We start from the raw sequence: 22,057 nt of genomic DNA on the forward strand, positions 1-22,057 counted from the left end.
TTGTACTTCATTGGTTATTACGTTCAATAATAAGTATTCGGTATGAATATGTTTGGTAAGTATCAAATTTAACTTACAGAGATATAATGTGACGCACAAGTATACTAAAAGAACCTGCGTATAAAAAAATCAAATTTTACAGTGAAACTCAATATATCTAACTGAAAACTATTCAATACCCCTAATCAGGCAGATTAGATTAATGATAACTTCATAAAAAGTTAACACTATTACAAACACCTTTACCCATTCTGTATTTTGATTTAAGATCATCTTAAATACCCGTAAAACTGGATGGCACTAATTATGAAAAAACATTTATCAATCGCACTCCTTGCCTTGTTTATAACAACCGGGCAGCTTATGGCACAAACTGCCAAACACGTTATCTTTCTTACTATTGATGGCTTCCGACCTGATTTCTATCTTGACAGCGAATGGAAAACGCCAAACCTGCGTGCTCTTATGAAAGATGGGGCATATGCCAAGGGCGTAAACAGTGTATTCCCTTCCGTTACCTACCCGTCGCATACCACGATTGTTACCGGTGTGCAGCCTGCGAAACATGGCGTATTTTACAACAATATATTTACCCCAGACGGTGCGCAGCAGCAGCCTTACTGGCAAGATAGTTCCATTCATGTACCTACTATCTGGAAAGCGGCCAAAGAAAAAGGCATGACCGTTGCGTCTCTTTATTGGCCAGTATCTGCCAATGCTCCTGTAGACTACAACATTCCAGACATAGGTAGCCTGGGCGATCAAGTGCGCGAGCAATATTCTTTACCGCATGGTTTCTATGCCGAGGTAAAAAAAGAAGTATTCGGCGGCGTTGACAAGATCAATGCCGGGAAAAATCAGAATGTAGCTAAGATTGCAGCGTATGTAATAAAGAAATGCAAGCCTGAACTGATGACGATTCACTTATTTTCTGCCGATGGCGCACAGCACGATGTTGGGCGTTATGGTAAGCAGGTACAAGAAGCGGTAGCTGATGCGGATGCTGCCGTAGGTATTATCATAGACGCCTTAAAAGCCGAAGGAATATGGGAAAGCACAGTATTTCTTATTGGTGGCGACCATGGGTTCTATGATGTAAAGAAGACCATTTCCCCAAATGTTTGGCTGAAAGAAGCAGGTTTGATCAATGATCTGAGTACCGGCGATTGGAAAGCGCAATTCAATTCAGCCGGTGGATCTGCCTACTTATATCTCAAAGACCCTAACGATAAAGTGACCGTCAGTAAAGTAACAGCGTTATTAAAAGCACAGCCTGATAGTGTGAAGAAATACTACCGAATCATCAGCAAGGAACAACTTGAAAAAGGCGGTTATAACCCGAATATCGCTTTTGCACTTACCGGAGAGCAAGACGCTTCATTTAGCACTGCGATCACTGGCGATGCCTTAAAGTCCGGCAAGGGTGGTACACACGGACATTTCCCCGACACAAAGAATATCCGCACTGGTTTGGTAGCTCATGGTCCGGGCATCCGCAAGGGTGCTGTGATAGAAGAAATGAATCTACGCGATATGACGCCCATCATCGTAAAACTCCTGGGTATTCCCTTTCCAGAAGTAGATGGTAAAATACCTGCAGGATTATTAAAATAATCAACAACGTTCGGAATGAACTATAAAGGATTTCTAAATGAGAACCAGCTATTCCTAAACGATGGTTCTAAAAGTCAGATTAACCCGAGGTGTACCAATCTTTTTGGTTTTAGGTAATGAATGTAACCAGTTGCTTTGTGTGGCACCTTTCATCACTAAAAGACTACCGTGTTCTAAAATGATAGAAATGGTAGTCTTTTCAACTTTATGCTTAAGCATAAACTTTCGCTCTCCTCCAAAACTTACTGAGGCAATACTGGTATTCTTCCCTAAACTTTTCTCATCATCACTGTGCCACGACATTCCTTCATCTCCAGTATGATATAGATTAAGCAAACAGGAATTGTATTTTATCTGGCTCTTATCTTCAACTAACTGTTTAATAGCTAAAAGCTCTTTTGTCCATTTTAGAGCTCTTTTAGTCGTATTTGAATACGTGTACTCATATTCTTCATCGCCATACCAGGCTGCTTTTCTTTTAGTAATGATGTGTTTACCAAAAATAACAGCTTCATCATTCTTCCATGTTATGGTACCAAGCAAAGTCTCCAAATACTGAGTTGCGAGATGATCGGCGAATATTTTGCCATAATAATATACTTCCCCGTCTGCCGGGAGAAGGTTTTTGTCATGTTCAGTGCTAAATAAATTCATCATGATTAATGCAATGTGAAAAATTAAATCCATTCCTCTTGAATCAAACTATGGAAATAGATTTGGAGGCTTCCCAGCCAACGATCATATTTTTGCGTTGACTTCCCCAATGATATTGACCCAGCTCGCCGGTTGATTTAATTACCCGGTGACAAGGAATTAAATAGGCAACCGGATTACTACCTACTGCAGAACCTACTGCCCTGCAAGCAAGTGCACTATTAGTGCCCCCTGCAAGTCCGGAATAGGTAATCAGTTCGCCCATAGGCACTTTCAAAAGGGCCTCCCATACTTTAATCTGAAAGGTGGTCGCCTTTAAATGAAGTTTAATCGCATTCAATTTATCCCAATCCTGCGTAAAAATAGCTAAAGCACTCTGCTGAATAGCGTCCGAACGTTCATTATAAGCCGCATTAGGAAAGCGACATTGAAGCTCAGTTAACGCTTTTTCCCGTCCTTCATCAGCAAAAGCCATACAACATAATCCAATGAACGTGGAAGCAACGATGACTTCTCCAAAGGGGCTGTCTGCAAAACTATAATTTATAGACAAGAGCGCTCCTCCATTTTTATACTCGCCTGGTGTCATCGCTTCTAATTTAATAAATAAGTCGTGAAGTCTACTTGTACCAGACAGACCTATCTCGTATGCCGTGTCAAACAAAGTTGCCTTCTTATCCTGCAACATTGATTTGGCATGTTCGATACTAGTATATTGTAAAAATTGCTTAGGCGTAACCCCAGCCCATTCTTTAAACATTCTCTGAAAATGAAAAGGACTTATATGCACATGTTCGGCAGCTTCTTCCAAGGTTGGCTGGCTCTTATAATTTGTTCTTAGGAACTCTATGGCTTGAGCTATTCTATGATAATCTATCTCATTTTGAGTTTCCATGTTCGTATAAATATACTACAAACTTACCTGATCATGATTTGGTAAGGAACCCGAATCTTGCTATCATGTTTAAATAATACGAGCTCTTATTCAAGTTCTAAAATGAACTTCATGCCTTCATTTTCACTACCACTTACACTTATGGTGCCGCCTAAAAATTCAACATGTGATTTAACCATAAATAAACCCATGCCCTTACCTGGAATATTGGTATGGAAAACGTTTATAAAGACGGAATATCTGATGTTTGTATTTCTCTCTTAAAATCGACTGAAATTTCTCCTTAACTGGCCAATAATCGTATAGAATTCAATTATTAAGACACTAAATAGTTAATATCGCTTCTTTTGTCCACATTGGTTTGAAATATTTCATAAAATCAGTCATATTTTCTTTTAAAATTCAATAATAAGATCAAATAGTATAAATATTTATATGTATTTGCATATTTTACGATAATATTTACAATTTATTCTAAATATTATGCTGTAAATGGACAAGAATGTTTCATATTGCAATTACTTAACAAAATTTAACGTATGAACTCAAAATTACTTGTTTTTTTATGGATTTTAACATGCTCAGCCTACCAAAGCTATGCACAAACGCAAACCGTTACCGGTGTTGTAACAGGAAGTGACGGTTTGCCGCTACCAGGGGTAAGCGTCAACAACAGAGCCATTAAATTGGGTACGCAAACAAAAGCCGATGGCGGGTACTCCATTAAGGTAGGACCCGGACAATCATTGGAGTTTACATTTATTGGCTTCGAAACCAAAACTGTAAAACCAGCGGGTTCAACACTAAATGTTGTATTACAAGGTAGTACAAACGCTTTAACTGAAGTTGTCGTGCTTGGATATGGCACCTCAACGAGCAGACGAGATGCTGTTGGAAGTATAGCCTCCGTTAAAGGTTCAGAAATCAGTCAACAGCCGGTTCAAAATTTTCAGCAATCTTTAGGAGGGCGTGCAGCTGGTGTGCAGGTGACCATTCCTAGTGGAGTCGTTAATGCGCCTCCCGTGTTTCGTATCCGGGGTACAAACTCCATCAACCTGAGCTCTCAGCCGCTGATTGTGGTTGATGGTGTCGTGAGTATAACCGGTGATGTAAGCGGAAGTAATTCTACGGGTAATGCTTTAGGGAACATCAACAATGAAGATATCGAAAGTATCGAAATTTTAAAGGATGCTGCATCTACAGCCATCTACGGTAGTCGCGCAGCAAATGGCGTGGTACTCGTAACTACTAAAAAAGGGAAAAAAGGAAAACCTGTAATCACTTTTGACAGTTGGTTGGGACAATCGAAAGTAGTCCGGTTGCCTAAAACACTAGATGCTTTCCAATATACCGACATAAAAAACGAAGGATTAAGAAATGCAACGCCTAACTTATACAATACAGGCGCAGCCATTCCCGCTAATGCGGCTACTGGAACACCTGCAATTCCAACGCGGTATTTTGCTTTAACGAATGACGCAGATGGAAATCCAATCAATACCGATTGGAATGACTACGTGTACCGAACAGGAGTAGCCAACAACAATACAATAAGTCTAAGTGGTGCAAATGATTATACAAGTTACTACCTGTCTACGAATTACAGCAAGCAAAAAGGAATTCTTCAGGGTAATGCATTTAACCGGAGAAGCATTTTGGCTAGCGTAGACCACAAAGCCAACAAAGTCATTACTATAGGAGGTAAGATTAACTATTCAAACGAAGAAAATCTTGCCTCTGCAAGTACAGGCTCAATAGAAGGTACCGCATACGGAACTGAAGGTTTGGGTCGTATCCCATTGGTTATGCCATCAAACATCTCTCCGTATAATAACGACGGGACGTATAATTTGAATGGAAGTGCAATTGGAACAATGAACAACGTGAACCTGGGTGTAACTTACCCGAACATCGTACCCGTGCTTGATCTTAACCGGTCTAACAACGAATTGAATCACATTGCTTCAAATATATATTTTCAAGCCCGTCCACTTTCATGGATTACATTGAAAACATTGTATGGAATCGATTATATATTCTCTGACAATGACCTCTTCGGTGCAGCCATCCAAGGTTCAACTGGAAGTGCAACTGCGACCTATGCAAAACGGAAAAACTGGACCTGGACCAATACGGTGCAGTTTACCCATACATTTGCATCTGATCACAACGTTTCCTTATTGTTAGGTAATGAACAAACCAGAAATACCACCAATGGTTTTGGTATAGCCCGGACCATACTTTCTGATCCTGAATTCAATGTTGTTCAGGCTGGTTTCACAACAAATGCTACATCAGGCTTACTTTATGGTGAAAACTACCTGGCCTCTTTCTTTGGGCGCCTGGACTATGACTTTAATAAAAAGTATTTCCTTAGTGCAACACTTAGAAAAGACTACTATTCTGCTTTCGGACTAAACAAAAAGGATGGTTACTTTCCAGGAGGAGGAATTAAGTGGGAAGTAGCACGTGAGAAATTCTGGAGCGATATCCATGCAGATAAGATCTTCAGCAGTTTTCAATTGCGAGGTAGTTACGGTAAGGTTGGAAATAACCTGGGTCTGAATGACTATGCATCGTATAGCTTTTATTCATCAGGTGTGTTCTTAGTCAATCCATCATTGGTATCCAATCAAGTAGGAAATCCAGGTTTGGGTTGGGAAACGAGTCAAAAAATAGATATCGGTTTAAATTTAGGTATCTTGAATAATCGGATTACTGCAGAGATGGCATACTACAAGAATGACATCGATGGATTGATCTTTAATGTTCCACAAGCTCCTTCTGCCGGATTAACTACAGCTACATATGCCGCTTCCAATCCACCGCTGAACATAGGTTCAATGTACAATAAAGGGTTTGAATTGACCATCAATGCCGATGCGGTAAGGACAACTGATTTTACTTATACACCCTCATTCAATATCAGTTTCAATAAAAACAGAGTAACCGCACTGGCAGATGGACAAACATCGTTCGTCTCTACAACTTCAGGACTTGAAACCGTCAGTATCACGGAAATTGGACACCCGCTTTCTAACCTGTACATTATACGTACCGCAGGTGTAGATCCGGAAACTGGTCGTCGGATATTCCTGGACAAGCAAGGCACCAAGGTATATTTTGACTTTTATGGGACGCCAAGATATACCTATGCCGATGGAACCCGGGCACCTGACATTACGCAATCTAATGATGCAGTTAATTACAAACAGACAAACCCAAAAGCATTTGGTGGTTTTAACAACACGTTCCGTTACAAGAAATTTGACGTAAGTTTCTTGCTCACGTATCAATTTGGTGGCTACATGTATTACGGAACCAGAGCGGGATTACTTGATCAACGTTTTTGGAATAACAGCGTGGAAATCTTAAACAGATGGACCACACCAGGACAGGTTACCGATATTCCAAAAGTGAAATACAATGACAATATATCTAATGGAAATACATTACCGAGCGATTTTAATGTTTTCAAGTCAGACTTCATTAAGCTAAAGTCAGCAAACGTAGGTTACACTTTGCCACAATCTGTAGTTAGCAAAGTTGGAATTTCAAATTTGAGGCTTTATGTAAGCGCGTATAATTTATTTATGATTACTGATTATCCTGGTCCTGATCCTGAGGTTGCATCCAATGGAAGCAGCATTCAAGGTAACTCCTCAGCAGGTGTCGATAGAAACACGGCTGCTAATCAGAGAACAATCACTGCAGGTCTGTCTGTTAAATTTTAATCGCTAATTCAACGAAAATGAAAAAGAAATTTATATTACTATTGAGCATTGGCGTGATGTTAAATTACTCTTGCCAAAAGGATTTATTATATCCGGAATCACAAACACAAGTAACGTCTGACGAAGCATATTTACCTTTTACAACCGTTCCAAGAATTCAAGCACAAGTTTTAGGCTTGTATGGCGGCTTAAGAAACGGTGGTTTCCTTGGAGGTCGTTACCAGGTTTACAATGAAATAAAGGCAGACAACTGGATCAATCAAAGTACCAACGGCGTAACAGGTTCATCCACCTGGAACGAAAGCGTGGGCACCACTACAGATGAAGTGCAAAATCTTTGGCGCATCGCTTATGGGGTAATCAATAACTGTAATTTATTTATTGATGGAATGGCCGCAAAAGGAAGCACAGTAGTCACTGCCGCTCAAAATACGAATTATGTTGCTGAAGCAAAGTTCATTCGTGGATTAAGTTACTATTGCCTTCTGCAAATGTATGCCAGGCCATTTATTGATGGCAATGGAAGCAAACCGGGGCTCCCTTTAAGACTGACAGGGAATTCAACAGTTGGTAACTATGACCTTGCACGAAGTACAGTTGCAGAGGTCTATGCGCAAATTCTTGCTGACTTAAATGCGGCGGAAGCCGGGTTGCCGACTACATATGCCGACGCGACGACTATCGCCAGCCGTGCACACGTAAACACAGCCATCGCACTGAAAACCAGAGTTTATCTGGCTATGCAAAATTATGCATCTGTGATTACGGAAGCCAATAAAATCGTAAGTGCAGCCGCACCTTTCACGGCAACAACCGGAGTACCATTTGCACTTCAGGCTGATATTGCCAATGTTTTTAAGGCCCCGTACAACACGACTGAATCGGTATTCTCTATTCCTTTCAACGCAACCGAAACCCCTGGAACACAAAATCAGCTGGGTTACTACTTTTACAACAACGGTGCCGCGTTGAGTGCAGAATATTACATCAACCCACAAGGGATTGCCGGAAACACAGGCTGGAAAGCAACGGACAAAAGACGTACATCCTTGATTGGAACGTCTACCAATACCGCACGTTTAGGCTTTCAATACCTGGCTAAATACGCTACACCTACACCTTATACAGATTGGGCACCCGTGATTAGGTATTCCGAAGTATTGTTAAACCTGGCTGAGGCGAGAGTGCGATCCACAAACATTGTCGATCCACAAGCGGTTGCCTTGCTAAACGCAGTTCGAAATCGTTCCGATGCCACAACCACTTTTACTACAGCCAGTTTCGCAACTGCGGCAGCTTTAAATACCGCCATATTAACAGAGCGAAATATCGAATTTTTAGGAGAAGGTCTTCGCAATAGTGACCTGATGCGATTAGGTCTGCCTATTCCTGCAAAATCTAGTATTCCTGCAGTTCCATATGAGGACTCCAGATATATCTGGCCTATTCCAGGAAATGAGCTTTTATACAATAAGCTGATTACCAACAATTAGAATTAGTAATACCCCTACAGAAAACCCGGAGACAAAAGTCATCCGGGTTTTTTTATTTAATCTAAAAGCGATGTAGCTTACAGCGCATTTACCCCCATCGCATACAAAACGATATTGACGCCAAACTTGGTATTGTCCTCCGCCAGAAAGCGTTTGTTCCTGAATTCGTAATCCCATTCGCAGCCATAATCTTTATTACTATAAAGTACACCTATTCTATGATTTATGGTAATTGCCTGCAGGTAATCATGTACTAAATCATCACCCCAGCCATTTAACTCAAAAGAGGTTGTTGGCGGCCCTTTTTCAAACTTGAAAAAAGAATTATATATAGGATGGTCATTGGGTATTTTCTTTAATGCCTGTGCACCAAATGTTTTATTCATTTGCGTTTCAAAGGATCTTGCGAATAAGCCATCAATGTCATGGTTGCAGTCATCCACAAACACAAAACCACCATTCAATACATACTTTTTAAAATTAGCTTCCTCCCTTTGATTGAATTGAACTAGTTTATGTCCGCTTAAATAGCAAAAAGGGTACTTAAATAATTCGTCACTCCCTAATTCAACTATCTTTTCCTCCGGATCAAGCGGTATGGTCGTATATTCCAATAATGAGTTCAAAATATTAGATGGCATTCGTTGATCTGTATCCCAATCTCCCGATGTATATCTTATTCTGGCAAAAGAAAACTTAGATCGTTGCATATCTCTAAAAATAGGAGGTATTTTACAATAAATCACTTATAAAATTAGAAATTCATGTAATATTTTTAATAAAGTACTTTGTTTATTCAAATATTTAGGATTTAACACCTATATTCATTGACATATAATCGTATCAAAAAAATATCGACTTGGAGATATCAGAAAGTAACTTAAAGGAATTAATTTTTAAGATTTCCCTTTTAAAAAAAGAAATTCAAAAAGTAATTGTTGGACAAGACATTATAATTGAAGAGATGTTAGTGGCACTTATGGCTGGCGGACACTGTTTATTAGAAGGGGTTCCCGGACTTGCAAAAACATTGATGGTCCGGACAATGTCGCAAGCACTGGATCTATCTTTCCGCAGAATCCAGTTTACACCCGATTTAATGCCTACCGATATTGTAGGAACGGAAATTCTGGAAGAGGATCATGTCACCGGAAAGCGGTTCTTTAAATTCAACAAAGGACCCTTATTTGCCAACATTGTGCTTGCCGATGAGATCAACCGAACACCACCGAAAACACAATCTGCCTTATTGGAAGCCATGCAGGAATTCGAAGTCACCTATGGTGGACAGACCTATCCTCTGGACCGGCCTTTCTTTATTCTCGCCACACAGAACCCGATCGAACAGGCCGGTACCTATCCGCTTCCCGAAGCACAGTTGGATCGGTTCCTACTCTTCATTAAAATCGGCTACCCTTCAGCAGAAGAAGAAACCCGGATCTTAAGCAGCACCACGGGAGCTAAAGCTGAAAAGGTGCAACCCGTTATTGGCGCAGAGGAAATTAAACAGCTTCAAGCCTTAACTCGTCAAGTGAGCATCAGTGACGATTTGATCTCTTATGTGAGTGATGTCATCAGAGCCACAAGACCGGATACGAGTACGGTAAGTTTTGTTAAAGAATGGGTGAGATGGGGCTCAGGTCCGCGAGCCGGACAAGCACTTATTCTTACCGCCAAAGCAAGAGCACTCTTTCATGGAAGATATGCTGTACTAATGGAGGATTTACAAACCATGGCTTTTCCGGTTTTAAGACACCGGATTTTGATGAATTTCAAAGCTGACGCAGAAAATGTATCCTCCGATATGGTCACTCAGGAACTATTGAAGGTAATTACCAGACCTAAAGTCAAGATCTAAATGAGTAAACTCATAGACCCGAAAGTTTTTATGGCCATAAAAGAATTGTCATTATCTGCAAAGATGATTATTGACGGTTTTATGAGTGGAATCAATAAAAGTACCGTTAAGGGACAGGGGTTAGAGTTTAGCCAGTACAGAAGCTACCAGCCCGGAGACGACCTGCGTTCACTGGATTGGAAGATGTTTGCGCGGTCTGATCGTTACTATATCAGGGAATCAGAAATCGAAACCAACATATCCGTTCGTTTTTTGATCGATGCCAGTGCATCAATGAATCATCGGGATGGTGATTACGTAAAATTAGATTATGCCAAGAATCTAATAGCAGCACTCGCATATCTGGGTAATGCGCAAGGTGATGCCATTGGTTTATATGTGCTTAATGATGCCGGAATCTTTTCGATGGCGGCTAAACAAGATTTCCAACACTTGTCCAGACTATTCTACATGCTAGAAAACATTCAGCCAAAAGGTAATTTTACACAGCCTATCCAGTACAAAGAACTCTATGCCGGCAGCAACAAAAGAGAACTCTTAATCTTCGTTACTGATCTGTATGAAACGAATGACGAAATCTTTACGCTTCTGGATACTCTGAACACCCTTAAACATGAAGTGGTCGTCTTTCATCTCATGGCTAGAAATGAACTTGAACTCGATTTTAAAGGATATGCTACTTTCGAAGATCTTGAAACCGGAGCATCGATACAAATCGACCAGGCAAAGGCCCGAGCAGAATACAAGAAAAACCTGGCAACCTATCTGGAGAAAACCAGGTTGAAGTTACTTGACAAACGGATTTTCCACAGAATGATTTGTACAGATCAACCTCTTGATCAGGCGCTGCGCGATTTTTTAAACCAAAGAAATAAATTAAAAGTATAGCCTGTGCATTTAGTATACCCACTTAGTTTATTTGCACTTGCAGGAATTGCCATTCCTTTAATTATTCACCTGTGGAATATAAAACAAGGTAAAACCTTAAAAATCGGAAGTATCGCCCTTCTCGGCAAGAGTTCTAGTTTAAGTGCAAAAAGTTATAAAATCACCGATTGGTGGCTGTTTGTATTGCGAACCTTACTGGTCATTTTATTGACACTCCTTCTCGCACAGCCTGTTTTAAAAAAAGCGTTTGGTAAAGAATCTCAGAAGGGTTGGGTCCTGTTTGAAAAGTCCCAATTCCCAAGCATCTGGAAAAACAATAGAACAACGATAGACTCCCTAATGAAGAAAGGATATGAACTTCACGACTTTGATCTCGGTTTCCAAAAAGTTAATCTTTCCGACACGCTGGCTCCGGATGTTGCACCTAATAAAAACGTTTTAAACTACACCGCTTTATTAAGCGAGTTAAATTCAGAGTTGCAAAACGAATTTCCAGTATACCTTTTTAGTAGTCACCATTTAAACAAGATGGGTGCTGAACTACCTCCGGTTTCGTTAAACTTAAAATGGATGGAAATTAAACCTGCAGATACAGTTGGTAACTGGATCACCAAAGTTGCCAATAAAACCTATGAATCGCAGTCAACCCCGTCATCAACCAGCTACAAACTCTTAAATGAAAACGAAAACGTTTCGACTATTTCTGCTTTAATTAATGAAGGGAATAATGCGGCAGATGCCGCCTACATTAAGGCTGCGCTGGAAGCAATCGGAGTATTTTCCGGACGTTCTGTAAAAATTAAAACCTGGAATAATAATGCCGGTTTCAAAAGCGATGCAGGCCTTATATTCTGGCTTTCCGATCAGCCAATCAGCCGCGCACTAATAGCGAATCTAAGACCTGGAACACGTTTGATTAGCTATGAACCAGGCAAGGTCATACCCATTCAATCCGTTATAGATCTGCAAACGGAAGGTATTGGAAATGATCCGGTTATTACGCTGAGTAAGAGGATTGATGCAAAAAATACCCCGGGACAGGCAATCTGGACCGATGGATTTGGAAAACCCATTTTAAGTCTGGAGTCTAGTGGTAAAATAAAACACTACCATCTATACGTTAAATTTAATCCCCAGTGGACAGATTTAGTTTGGTCTGAGCAGTTTGTTAAGGCTATTATGCCAATTGTTCTAAGTGAGCAGGAGGAAACAGGCAGTTTTGGAATTGAAGACCATCCCCGGGATCAGCGGGTCTGGAACAAAAACCTCCAAACCACACGGTATCAGCCAAAGTCGGGAACTACCGCAGAACTGACTACGACGCAACCGTTGAATCCAGGTATCTGGATCCTGGCATTGCTGGTTTTTATAACAGAACGCATCTTGTCGCTAAGAGAAAAAAAGGAGGTGAAAAATGCATAACCCAGGTGGAGAAAAGTTGATCGCTCAACTTAAATTTAAATTTACGTCTCTTTATGCCCTGAGGATATTAATCATCAGCTTCACCATCAGTATCCTGCTTACAGCGGTGCTGGTTTATATGCTGCATTTCCACATATGGATCTTCCTTCCAGTGATTTTGGCGGTATTCATATCGTTAGCCCTGCGCCATCCTTTCTGGCAAATCACGTCTGCCGATATATCCAAATACCTGGATTTTCACTTTCCTGAATTGGAAGAAAGTACCGGATTATTGCTGAAACCATCTGCTGAATTGTCTGGATTGGAGCTATTACAAAAAGAAAAAGTAAACCGGGTACTCACTGAACTGAAGAGTCCGGATGAACCCCTAAAGAAACTGGTTTACGCCCTGGCCTTTCTAGTTGTTGGGTTGGGTTTGACCTTCCTTATTCGCATGGCAAAACCGTTGACGGAACCTGTTGAAAATCCGGTTTCTTTATCGTCCAGATCTATGCTTGCTGTTAAAGAACTCGTTCCTGCAGAAATATCAGGTTATACCGTGTCGATTAATCCGCCTGCTTATACCAGGGAGAAAGAAAGAACGCAACAGCAATTTTCTCTAAAAGCAGAAATGGGAGCAACGGTTACGTGGAACATTAAGACCAATATCCGGGTAAAAAATATAAAACTTCTTTTTAATGGAAAAGAAGCGGTCAGCATGAAGCGCCTGCAATCAAGTGATAACGAATGGTCAACCTCTAGAAAAATGAGTCAATCCGGATTTTACCAGGTTGAGCTGGACGGGAAGAAATCTGATTTATACGCAATTGAGGTCATCACCGATCTTCCTGCGCGAATTGAGATCAATACTCCAAAACAACACACCACGATCGATTATGGTCAGCCTTTGCAGGTTAATCTTTCCGTGTATATAAAGGACGATTACGGGATCAGCGATGCGTTTATATCAGCAACAATGGCAAGTGGAAAGGGCGAAGGCGTAAGTTTTACAGAACAAAAGCTCAGTTTTAATACCTCCTTCAGCAATAAACGAGACATGCAATTGCGGCAAAATATAGACTTGAAAGCATTGGGAATGAAGCCCGGTGATGAGCTGTATTTCTTTGTAAAAGCAACAGATAACTTTGGACAATCAAGCAGATCGGATGTCTATTTTGTATCTATCGTAGATACGGCAGAATTAATGAGTTTGTCTGCAGTTTCCAACGGCGTTAATTTGGTTCCTGAGTATTTTAGAAGTGAGCGACAAATTATAATCGATACCGAAAAATTGTTGAAGGAACGACCTTCTCTAAGCGAAGAGGTCTTCAAAAGTCGTAGTAATGCGCTGGGCGTGGATCAAAAATTACTCAGACTGCGTTACGGAACCTTCCTTGGTGAAGAGTCAGAAACGGAAATAGGAGGGGATCACGAAGAACATGAAGGCGAAGAGCATGCGGAAGGTAAAGAACATGCCGCCGAACACGGCACTAAGTCAGAAGAAAAATTTGGAGATGTGCAAAGCATCATGGATCAATATGCGCATAAACACGATGTTGCAGAAGACGCTACCTTTTTTGAACCGGAATTAAAAGCAAGATTGAAAGCGGTGCTCACCGAAATGTGGAGTGCAGAACTCCGTTTGAGAACCTTTAAAACGCAGGAAGCTTTGCCCTTTGAATATAAGGCATTGCGGTTGCTGAAAGACCTACAGCAAAAATCAAGAGCGTATGTAGCTAAAACCACAGTAAAAGTTTCCCAGATAAAAGAAGAAAAAAGGTTAAGTGGGGAATTAGATAAAATCATGCAGTCCACGCAACAGCGCGATTACGAAAAAAAGGATCGGAAGGGTGTTACACTAAAACAAGTACTTGCCGTGCTGGAAAAGAGCAAAACGGGACAAGGATTTAAGGAAGCAGACCAGCTTCTGCTACGTGATTCTGAACGTTATTTAATTGAAGCGGCCTCAGCTAACCCAGCTTCTTATCTTCCCGCCTTAAAAGGAATAAGAGACTTGCAAAAAACTAAATCCCCTTCCACAAAGTCCATTGAAACGGTACAAAAAGCAGTACAGAAATTGATAGCAAAAGAACAGCCTATTCCGCAATTGAAGGCTTTAACTCCGGGGGCAACATTGTACAACACGTATTTTAACCACCTTAAACAAACGAACAGATAAAGAATGGAATCGAACTACGCTTACGCTGCGATCGCCATCTGCCTGATTCTGGTAGTTTTTTTGATCGTTAAAGAGAATCAGCGAAAAAACAAAGCACGATTGATCTGGAGAATTATGGCCAGTATCGTCGCTGTATCTTGTTTTGCATTGATGATCGTCCCCTTGCATTATTCTATGCGGGCAAAGAATCGCACAAACGAAATGACCTTGCTGACCAGTGGTACATCACCTGATTCAATTGCCAGGTTGAAAGGCATTCGTCTTTATACTATGGATTCATTGCTCAAAGCGGATAATGGTTCCCAGGTGGAGACCATAGCTGATTTGGCTTATTTTTTGAAGTCGCACCCGGACATCAAAACGATCCATGTATATGGATATGGATTGACGGAACCTCAGCTTAAAGATCTCAAGGCCTATCAATTGGATTTTCACCCATCCCCGCTGCCTGAAGGCTTTCTTTCCTGCACCTGGAACAGTCAGGTTAGCACTACCTCAGCGCTAATTGTGCAGGGAACTTACAACAATAAAAGCGACAAAGCCGTCCGGTTATTGCTTTCTGGTTTTGGTTCAGACCTTGATTCTACTGTTGTAAAAGCGCATAAAAAGGCTCAGTTCTCCTTGAGAAATCAACCCAAACAAGCAGGGAAAGCGGTCTATCAATTGGTTGCTTCTCAGGAACAGGATACCATTTCCAAAGAACCCGTTCCATTTGAAGTGATAGAAGTGCCCCGGATGAAGGTGATGATGCTGGCTTCCTATCCTGATTTTGAATATAAATTTCTTAAAAACTGGTTGTATGAAAACCAGTATCCATTAATCTTTCGAAGCCGCATCAGTAAAGACAAGTACAATACGGAATATTTAAATGCCGGCACTGTGAATTTAAGTCAGCTTTCGAAGGCGCTCCTCAAAAAAATAGATGTCTTAATTATCGATGAAGAGGAACTGACCTATTTAAGTGCCTCAGAAATGAGAAACCTAAATCAATCCGTAGAAAGCGGAATGGGTCTGTTGGTAAGAAAAACAGATTTAGACGTCAAAACAGCATTGGGCAAACGCTTTTTATTTTATTCCTCGCAGTCACGAGAAGATAAGGAGACGATAGTTCGTCTCATCAATCAGGAAAAGTTTGCTGCACTTCCTTTGAAACAAGATATTTATCTGAAATCCAAACCGAATGATCAACCCCTCGCAATTGACGCCGGGGGGAAAATAGTAGTCAACAGCCATATACTGGGTCAGGGGAAAATAGTGATGTCGGTTGTCCCTGCTACTTACCAATGGATCTTAAGCGGAAAGCAGAGTAATTATGCGACCTTTTGGTCGGCCCTCCTAACCAAAGCAGCCAGAAATACAAGTAAACCCAATTCATGGCAAATGATCCCCTCATTTCCGGTAGCAGGCAGCAAAACACAACTGTTCGTCACGCAGAACAACCCGGATAAAATTCCGAATCTTCTCATAACTGCCAATGAGACAAGTTTAAACAATCCAGCATCATATGTTAATAAACTAAGCCCAAGGCAAAATCTGGAACTCCCATTTCAATGGGACGCTACTTTTTGGCCTGAAAAGAACGGTTGGAATACGTTAAGTATCAACAGGGAGATAAATTCTTTCTTTGTCTATAAATCTGACAATTGGAGGCAGTTAAAAAATTATAATACATTGATTTCGACTAAAAATTATAATAAAAGGTCTGGTTTGAACAATAAAATAACAACAAAGACCTCTTATGATACAAAAATCATCTCTAAATGGTGGTTTTATATTGGATTTTTAATCTCTGCAGGCTTTTTATGGTATGAGTCACGAGTTTTATCTAAAAACAATTAAAAAATTGCAATTATTTATTCATTCTGTTAGAAATTATATAGATTTAATTTTATTAACTTAACACAATCAACTTGAAAAGAAAAGACTTCCTCTACTTGTCTGGAATGGGGCTGGGCGCGTTGATGCTACCTGACCTATCAGCTTTCGGAACTCCAATAGACGCCATGCAAGCGCTTGATGGTGTAGACGCAAAATTTAAAAAAGAACTGGCTGATGTAGCATTAAATGCAGCGAAGTCAAAAGGTGCCACGTATGCGGACATACGAATTGGCCGTTATCTCAATCAATTTGTAGCCACCCGGGAAAAAAGAATCCAGGGGATTGCGAACACCGAATCTTACGGTGTTGGAATCCGTGTGCTTGCAAATGGATGTTGGGGATTTGCGGCAACCAATAATGTAACCAAGGAAGACGTTGCCAAAGCAGCTGAACTTGCGGTTTCAGTTGCCAAAGCAAACTCCAAGATTGGAGCAGAACCGGTACAGCTGGCGCCTCAAAAAGGCTATGGCGAGGTAAGCTGGAAAACTCCAATTGAAATCAATGCCTTTGAAGTACCGGTTAAAGAAAAGGTAGACTTATTGCTCCAAGTCAATGACATTGCCATGCAAAATGGAGCAAGTTTTGTCAATTCAGTGATCTTCGCCGTAAATGAGCAGAAATATTTTGCCTCTACGGACGGATCTTATATTGATCAGGATGTACACCGTATTTACCCATCTTTTAACGTGACCCGAATAGACCGGCAATCCGGAAAGTTCCAAACCCGGAATGCGTTAAGTTCTCCAATGGGTATGGGTTATGAGTACCTCAATGCGCGTCCGCAGGACAAAGTTGCTGGTATTGTTACCCGCTACAAGGGAAGATATGATATGTTGGAAGACGTCAAATCCGCGGCACTTAATGCAAGTGAAAAAGTAAAGGCAAAGTCTGTAGAACCAGGAAAGTATGATTTGATTCTCGATCCTTCACATTTGTGGTTAACGATTCACGAGTCTGTAGGCCATCCCACCGAGCTGGATAGGGTACTTGGATATGAAGCGAATTACGCTGGAACAAGTTTCCTAACCCTTGATAAGTGGGAATCCAAGAAATTTCAATTCGGAAGTAACAAAGTAAATGTAGTTGCAGATAAAACGCAGGTAGGTTCACTTGGCGCTGTCGGATACGACGACGAAGGTGTGAAATGTAAAAAGTGGGACATCATTAAAGATGGCGTTCTTGTCAATTATCAGGCCATCAGGGATCAGGCGCACATTATTGGATTAGAAGAATCACAGGGATGTTGTTATGCTCAGGGTTGGGATGATGTTCAATTTCAGCGCATGGCAAACATCTCACTTCAACCCGGCAAAGAAAAGTTAAGTGTTGATAACATGATTAAAAATGTAGAAAAAGGAATCTACATTATTGGTAACGGCAGTTTTTCTATTGATCAGCAACGTTACAATTTCCAATTCGGCGGACAAACATTTTATGAAGTAAAAGATGGAAAGATTGTCGGCATGTTAAACGACGTCGCTTACCAATCCAATACAAGGGAATTCTGGAATTCATGCAGCGCCATTTGTGATGAAAGTGATTATCGTTTAGGAGGATCCTTTAATGATGGTAAAGGGCAGCCGGCTCAAAGCAGTGCTGTGTCTCACGGTAGTTCAACAACCAGGTTTGATGGAGTTAATGTTATAAATACAGCAAGAAAGATCTAATTATGGCCATACTAAGTAAAGAAGAAGCCCAGGCAATATTAAAAAAGGTTCTCAGTTATTCAAAAGCAGATGCATGCGAGGTAACTTTAACAGGTTCCGATGGAGGCAACATCCGCTATGCAAGAAATGCAGTGTCCACAGCCGGACAAATAAGTATAATGAATTTGGCAGTGGACTCTACTTTCGGAAAGAAAACCGGGACGGCTACCATTAATGAATTTGACGACCTTTCCTTACAGAAAGTGGTCAAAAGGGCCGAGGAACTTGCCATGCTGGCACCTGAAAATCCAGAATATATGCCACCTCTGGGTCCCCAGACTTTTCCGGAATCTCCAACCTTTAATCCAAAAACAGCGGCTATCAACCCGGATGTGCGGGCAGAAATGGTCGGTAAAAGTCTGGCGGTCTCGAAAGCCGCAAGCCTTGAAGCTGCAGGATTTTTAGAAAACTCCACGCGCTTCTCTTCGATGATGAACTCCAACGGTCTGTTTGCTTATAATAAAGGCACCGATGTTTCCTTTTCTGTTACAATCAGAAATAAAGAAGGAACAGGTTCAGGTTATATAGAAAAAAGCTACAATGACCTGGATAAGATGGATGTACTTGCGCTCAGCAAGATCGCGGCGACAAAAGCGACCGGATCTGCAGGTGCCAAAGCAATTGAGCCCGGAAAGTATACCGTTATTCTAGAGCCTCTCGCTGCAAGTGACATGCTGGACAACATGTTTCGTGGATTTGATGCCCGCAGTGCGGATGAAGGAAGAAGTTTCATGAGTAAATCAGGAGGCGGTACCCGATTAGGCGAGCAATTGTTTTCTGAAAACGTAAACATATACTCTGATCCGATGAATGCGGAAGTACCGTCAGCTACCTGGAGCAGAGATGGCCTCGCCCTTAAAAAAACGCAATGGGTGGAAAAAGGAGTGGTCAAAAATTTATCTTATTCCAGATATTGGGCCGCTCAAAAAGGCGTACAGCCTGTTCCTTTTAACCGGAGTATCGTTTTTGAGGGTGGAACTCAAACCCTGGATGAGCTGATCAAAAGCACGGAAAAAGGAATTTTGGTGACCCGCTTTTGGTACATTCGTTCGGTAGATCCTCAAACTTTACTGCTTACCGGACTTACCCGTGATGGAACTTTTTATATTGAAAATGGAGAAATTAAGTTCCCTATAAAGAACTTCAGGTTTAATGAAAGTCCGGTAATCATGTTAAATAACGTGGAAGCGTTAGGCAAACCGGTTCGGACAGGCAGTGGAATGGTTCCTCCTATGAAGATAAGGGACTTTACTTTTACTTCACTTTCAGACGCTGTTTAGCAGAATTATTGAGCCGCGTTTATTTTACATACTTGTTTAAGAAATTTGTCCATTGAAAAGAAGAGATTTTTTATACCTGACCGGTGTTGGTGTAGGTGCATCTATTTTAGAGAGCATGCCTGTCTTTGGCAAAGCCATTACTATAGAGCAAGCACTGACACCGGTTGATGTTAAATTAAAAAAAAGAATGGCAGATGTTGCCCTGAATGCAGCAAGGTCCAAGGGTGCAACCTATGCAGATGTACGTATCGGACGCTATTTGAACCAGGCAATCATTACCAGGGAAGCTCAGGTGCAGAACATTGCCAATACAGAGTCATACGGACTTGGCGTAAGGGTGATCGCTAATGGCAGCTGGGGTTTTGCCGCTACAGATATTTTAACGGATGACAGCATTGCAAAGGCAGCAGAAATGGCTGTTGCCATCGCAAAAGGAAATTCAAAACTGCTTACAGAAGAAGTACAGTTAGCTCCTCAAAAAGGATATGGCGAAGTAAGCTGGAAAACACCCCTTCAGAAAAATGCGTTTGAAGTGCCCATTCAAGATAAAGTGGCCCTACTTCTTGAAGTAAACAGCGAGGCAATGAAAGGAGGTGCGAAATATGTAAATTCCAATATTTTTGTGGTGAATGAACAGAAATATTTCGCTTCTACCGATGGCTCTTACATTGATCAGGACATCCATCGCATCTGGCCAAATTTTACCGTTACAAAAGTCGGCACCTCCGGAGGTGGCTTTCAGACCCGCAATGCCTTGAGTGCCCCAATGGGAATGGGCTTCGAGTATCTGGAACCAAAGGAGGAAGAAAAGATAAAAGGTGGACCGGTTACCCTATATAAAAAGCGTTATGACATGCTCGAAGATGTACGGGAAGCCACTGTTCATGTAGAAGAGAAACTTAAAGCGAAACCACTTCAGCCTGGGAAATACGATTTAATACTCGATCCTTCGCACTTATTCCTGACCATTCACGAGTCTGTTGGCCACTCCACCGAATTAGACAGAGTGCTGGGGTATGAAGCAAATTATGCCGGAACCAGTTTTCTAACCCTGGATAAATGGGAAAGCAAGAAATTCAATTTTGGAAGTAAGCAGGTCAACGTTTTTGCCGACAAAACCGAACAAGGATCTTTAGGTGCAGTCGGTTATGATGATGAAGGAGTAAAGTGCGGCAGCTGGGACATCATTAAGGACGGCATCCTGGTCAACTATCAGTCTACCCGCGATCAGGCGCACATCTTAGGCTTAAAGTCCATTCAGGGATGCAGTTATGCGGACGGTTGGGAAAATATTCAGTTCCAGCGAATGCCTAACGTATCACTTGCACCGGGCAAAGAAGCGCTAAGTGCAGCAGATATGGTAAAGAATGTCGAAAAAGGCATTTATATGTTCGGTCGGAATTCGTATTCCATTGATCAGCAGCGCTATAATTTCCAGTTCAGTGCGCAACTGGCCTATGAAATTAAAGAAGGTAAAATTGTAGGCATGTTGAAAGACGCGGCGTACCAGTCCAATACGCAGGAGTTTTGGAATTCCTGTGTACAATGCTGTGGTCAGAATGATTTCCGTCTTGGAGGTACTTTTTCAGATGGTAAAGGTCAGCCCTCACAAGCCAGTGCCGTGTCTCATGGAAGTGCAACTACCCGTTTCAATGGGGTTAATGTGATCAATACAGGTAAGCGATTAGGGTAGACTCTTTTCTTGCAATTTCATTTCCCCAAAAAACACTATTTTTGCCCTGTGAGAATTCCCAAGTTACAGGATTTAATCCTGTTTGAAAATGATGATCTGATGGTGGTAAACAAACCTCCTTTTATTGCTTCACTGGATGAGCGCGAAGGGGGAGAGGTGAGCATGCTCAGATTGGCCAGACAGTATTGCGGAGATGCGCAAATCTGTCACCGGCTCGATAAAGAAACTTCTGGCTGTTTAATTATTGCTAAAAATCCGGCTGCCTACCGTTTGGTTGCTATGCAGTTTGAGCGCCGGAAAGTAAAAAAGGTTTATCATGCCTTAGTGAATGGCACCCATACCTTTGAGGATGTGCATGTCAACCTGCCGATCCTGAACATTGGAAATAAGAATGTGAGTATCAGTCGCCAGGATGGTAAAGCCGCAGAAACGATCTTTAACTCTTTAAAATACTATAAACATTATACGCTGATTGAATGTCAACCGATCACCGGTAGGATGCACCAGATCAGGATCCATCTGGCTACACAGCGGGCATGTATTGCCGGGGATGATATGTACGGGGGAGAATCTGTTTTCCTTTCAAAGATTAAACGCGTATACCATATCGCCAAAGATGAAGAGGAACTGCCAATCATGAAAAGGTTTGCCTTACATGCCAAACAGGTTAGCTTTAAAATAGACGCAGAAAATGAAGTAACCGTTGAGGCGCCTTATCCGAAGGATTTCGCCACACTCATTAAATTACTAGACAAGTTTGATGTATAAAAAAAAGAGGCCTGAT

The 22,057-nt window shown here is 41.4% G+C and carries 15 protein-coding genes; 12 read left to right on the forward strand and 3 right to left on the reverse strand.

The window, feature by feature from the left end:
- Positions 1–306 precede the first annotated feature (306 nt).
- The gene (locus ADIARSV_RS03515) at positions 307–1,614 is read left to right on the forward strand and encodes an alkaline phosphatase family protein (RefSeq protein ID WP_040298983.1); all 1,308 of its coding nucleotides are present in this window, start codon (positions 307–309) and stop codon (positions 1,612–1,614) included.
- 54 nt (positions 1,615–1,668) lie between these two features.
- On the opposite strand, the gene ADIARSV_RS03520 is transcribed toward ADIARSV_RS03515, so the two are convergent.
- Entirely contained in the window at positions 1,669–2,271 is a 603-nt protein-coding gene (locus ADIARSV_RS03520) for an alpha-ketoglutarate-dependent dioxygenase AlkB family protein (protein ID WP_316929485.1), read from the reverse strand.
- A 40-nt stretch (positions 2,272–2,311) separates the two neighbouring features.
- Entirely contained in the window at positions 2,312–3,163 is an 852-nt protein-coding gene (locus tag ADIARSV_RS03525) for a methylated-DNA--[protein]-cysteine S-methyltransferase (protein ID WP_016193999.1), read from the reverse strand.
- A 539-nt stretch (positions 3,164–3,702) separates the two neighbouring features.
- Here ADIARSV_RS03525 and ADIARSV_RS03530 point away from each other — a divergent pair.
- A complete protein-coding gene (locus ADIARSV_RS03530) occupies positions 3,703–6,897 on the forward strand; it encodes a SusC/RagA family TonB-linked outer membrane protein (RefSeq protein WP_016194000.1) in 3,195 nt (1,064 codons plus the stop codon).
- 17 nt (positions 6,898–6,914) lie between these two features.
- Entirely contained in the window at positions 6,915–8,390 is a 1,476-nt protein-coding gene (locus ADIARSV_RS03535; protein ID WP_016194001.1) for a RagB/SusD family nutrient uptake outer membrane protein, read from the forward strand.
- Positions 8,391–8,467: 77 nt separating this feature from the next.
- Here the strand turns inward: ADIARSV_RS03535 and ADIARSV_RS03540 are convergent, their stop codons facing one another.
- Positions 8,468–9,100: a DUF4159 domain-containing protein gene (locus ADIARSV_RS03540; protein ID WP_016194002.1), complete on the reverse strand. Its 633-nt coding sequence runs from the start codon at positions 9,098–9,100 to the stop codon at positions 8,468–8,470.
- A gap of 149 nt (positions 9,101–9,249) precedes the next feature.
- On the opposite strand from ADIARSV_RS03540, the gene ADIARSV_RS03545 reads away from it, so the two are divergent.
- From ADIARSV_RS03545 to ADIARSV_RS03585, 9 genes are all read left to right on the forward strand, one after another.
- Positions 9,250–10,248, forward strand: a complete 999-nt coding sequence (locus tag ADIARSV_RS03545) for an AAA family ATPase (protein ID WP_016194003.1) — start codon at positions 9,250–9,252, stop codon at positions 10,246–10,248.
- Positions 10,249–11,136, forward strand: a complete 888-nt coding sequence (locus ADIARSV_RS03550; RefSeq protein WP_040298970.1) for a DUF58 domain-containing protein — start codon at positions 10,249–10,251, stop codon at positions 11,134–11,136.
- Between the two features lie 3 nt (positions 11,137–11,139).
- The gene (locus ADIARSV_RS03555; protein ID WP_040298971.1) at positions 11,140–12,558 is read left to right on the forward strand and encodes a BatA domain-containing protein; all 1,419 of its coding nucleotides are present in this window, start codon (positions 11,140–11,142) and stop codon (positions 12,556–12,558) included.
- Entirely contained in the window at positions 12,551–14,716 is a 2,166-nt protein-coding gene (locus tag ADIARSV_RS03560; protein WP_016194006.1) for a DUF4175 family protein, read from the forward strand. Before ADIARSV_RS03555 ends, ADIARSV_RS03560 begins: the two co-directional genes overlap by 8 nt.
- A gap of 3 nt (positions 14,717–14,719) precedes the next feature.
- Positions 14,720–16,555, forward strand: coding sequence for a hypothetical protein (locus tag ADIARSV_RS03565; RefSeq protein ID WP_016194007.1), 1,836 nt, complete (start codon positions 14,720–14,722; stop codon positions 16,553–16,555).
- Between the two features lie 71 nt (positions 16,556–16,626).
- The gene (locus ADIARSV_RS03570) at positions 16,627–18,261 is read left to right on the forward strand and encodes a TldD/PmbA family protein (protein WP_040298972.1); all 1,635 of its coding nucleotides are present in this window, start codon (positions 16,627–16,629) and stop codon (positions 18,259–18,261) included.
- A 2-nt stretch (positions 18,262–18,263) separates the two neighbouring features.
- Positions 18,264–19,580, forward strand: a complete 1,317-nt coding sequence (locus ADIARSV_RS03575; protein ID WP_016194009.1) for a TldD/PmbA family protein — start codon at positions 18,264–18,266, stop codon at positions 19,578–19,580.
- Between the two features lie 52 nt (positions 19,581–19,632).
- Positions 19,633–21,273: a TldD/PmbA family protein gene (locus ADIARSV_RS03580; protein WP_016194010.1), complete on the forward strand. Its 1,641-nt coding sequence runs from the start codon at positions 19,633–19,635 to the stop codon at positions 21,271–21,273.
- 48 nt (positions 21,274–21,321) lie between these two features.
- Complete coding sequence (locus ADIARSV_RS03585) at positions 21,322–22,041, forward strand: RluA family pseudouridine synthase (protein ID WP_016194011.1); 720 nt, start codon at positions 21,322–21,324, stop codon at positions 22,039–22,041.
- Positions 22,042–22,057 lie beyond the last annotated feature (16 nt).

Origin of the sequence: Arcticibacter svalbardensis MN12-7 (assembly GCF_000403135.1) — a bacterium.
GTDB classification, from domain to species: domain Bacteria; phylum Bacteroidota; class Bacteroidia; order Sphingobacteriales; family Sphingobacteriaceae; genus Arcticibacter; species Arcticibacter svalbardensis.

Bases quoted from the DNA above. Each gene is read 5' to 3' on its own strand.
- ADIARSV_RS03515 (WP_040298983.1), top strand. From the start codon at position 307: ATGAAAAAACATTTATCAATCGCACTCCTTGCCTTGTTTATAACAACC.
- ADIARSV_RS03520 (WP_316929485.1), bottom strand. From the start codon at position 2,271: ATGATGAATTTATTTAGCACTGAACATGACAAAAACCTTCTCCCGGCA.
- ADIARSV_RS03525 (WP_016193999.1), bottom strand. From the start codon at position 3,163: ATGGAAACTCAAAATGAGATAGATTATCATAGAATAGCTCAAGCCATA.
- ADIARSV_RS03530 (WP_016194000.1), top strand. From the start codon at position 3,703: ATGAACTCAAAATTACTTGTTTTTTTATGGATTTTAACATGCTCAGCC.
- ADIARSV_RS03535 (WP_016194001.1), top strand. From the start codon at position 6,915: ATGAAAAAGAAATTTATATTACTATTGAGCATTGGCGTGATGTTAAAT.
- ADIARSV_RS03540 (WP_016194002.1), bottom strand. From the start codon at position 9,100: ATGCAACGATCTAAGTTTTCTTTTGCCAGAATAAGATATACATCGGGA.
- ADIARSV_RS03550 (WP_040298970.1), top strand. From the start codon at position 10,249: ATGAGTAAACTCATAGACCCGAAAGTTTTTATGGCCATAAAAGAATTG.
- ADIARSV_RS03560 (WP_016194006.1), top strand. From the start codon at position 12,551: ATGCATAACCCAGGTGGAGAAAAGTTGATCGCTCAACTTAAATTTAAA.
- ADIARSV_RS03565 (WP_016194007.1), top strand. From the start codon at position 14,720: ATGGAATCGAACTACGCTTACGCTGCGATCGCCATCTGCCTGATTCTG.
- ADIARSV_RS03575 (WP_016194009.1), top strand. From the start codon at position 18,264: ATGGCCATACTAAGTAAAGAAGAAGCCCAGGCAATATTAAAAAAGGTT.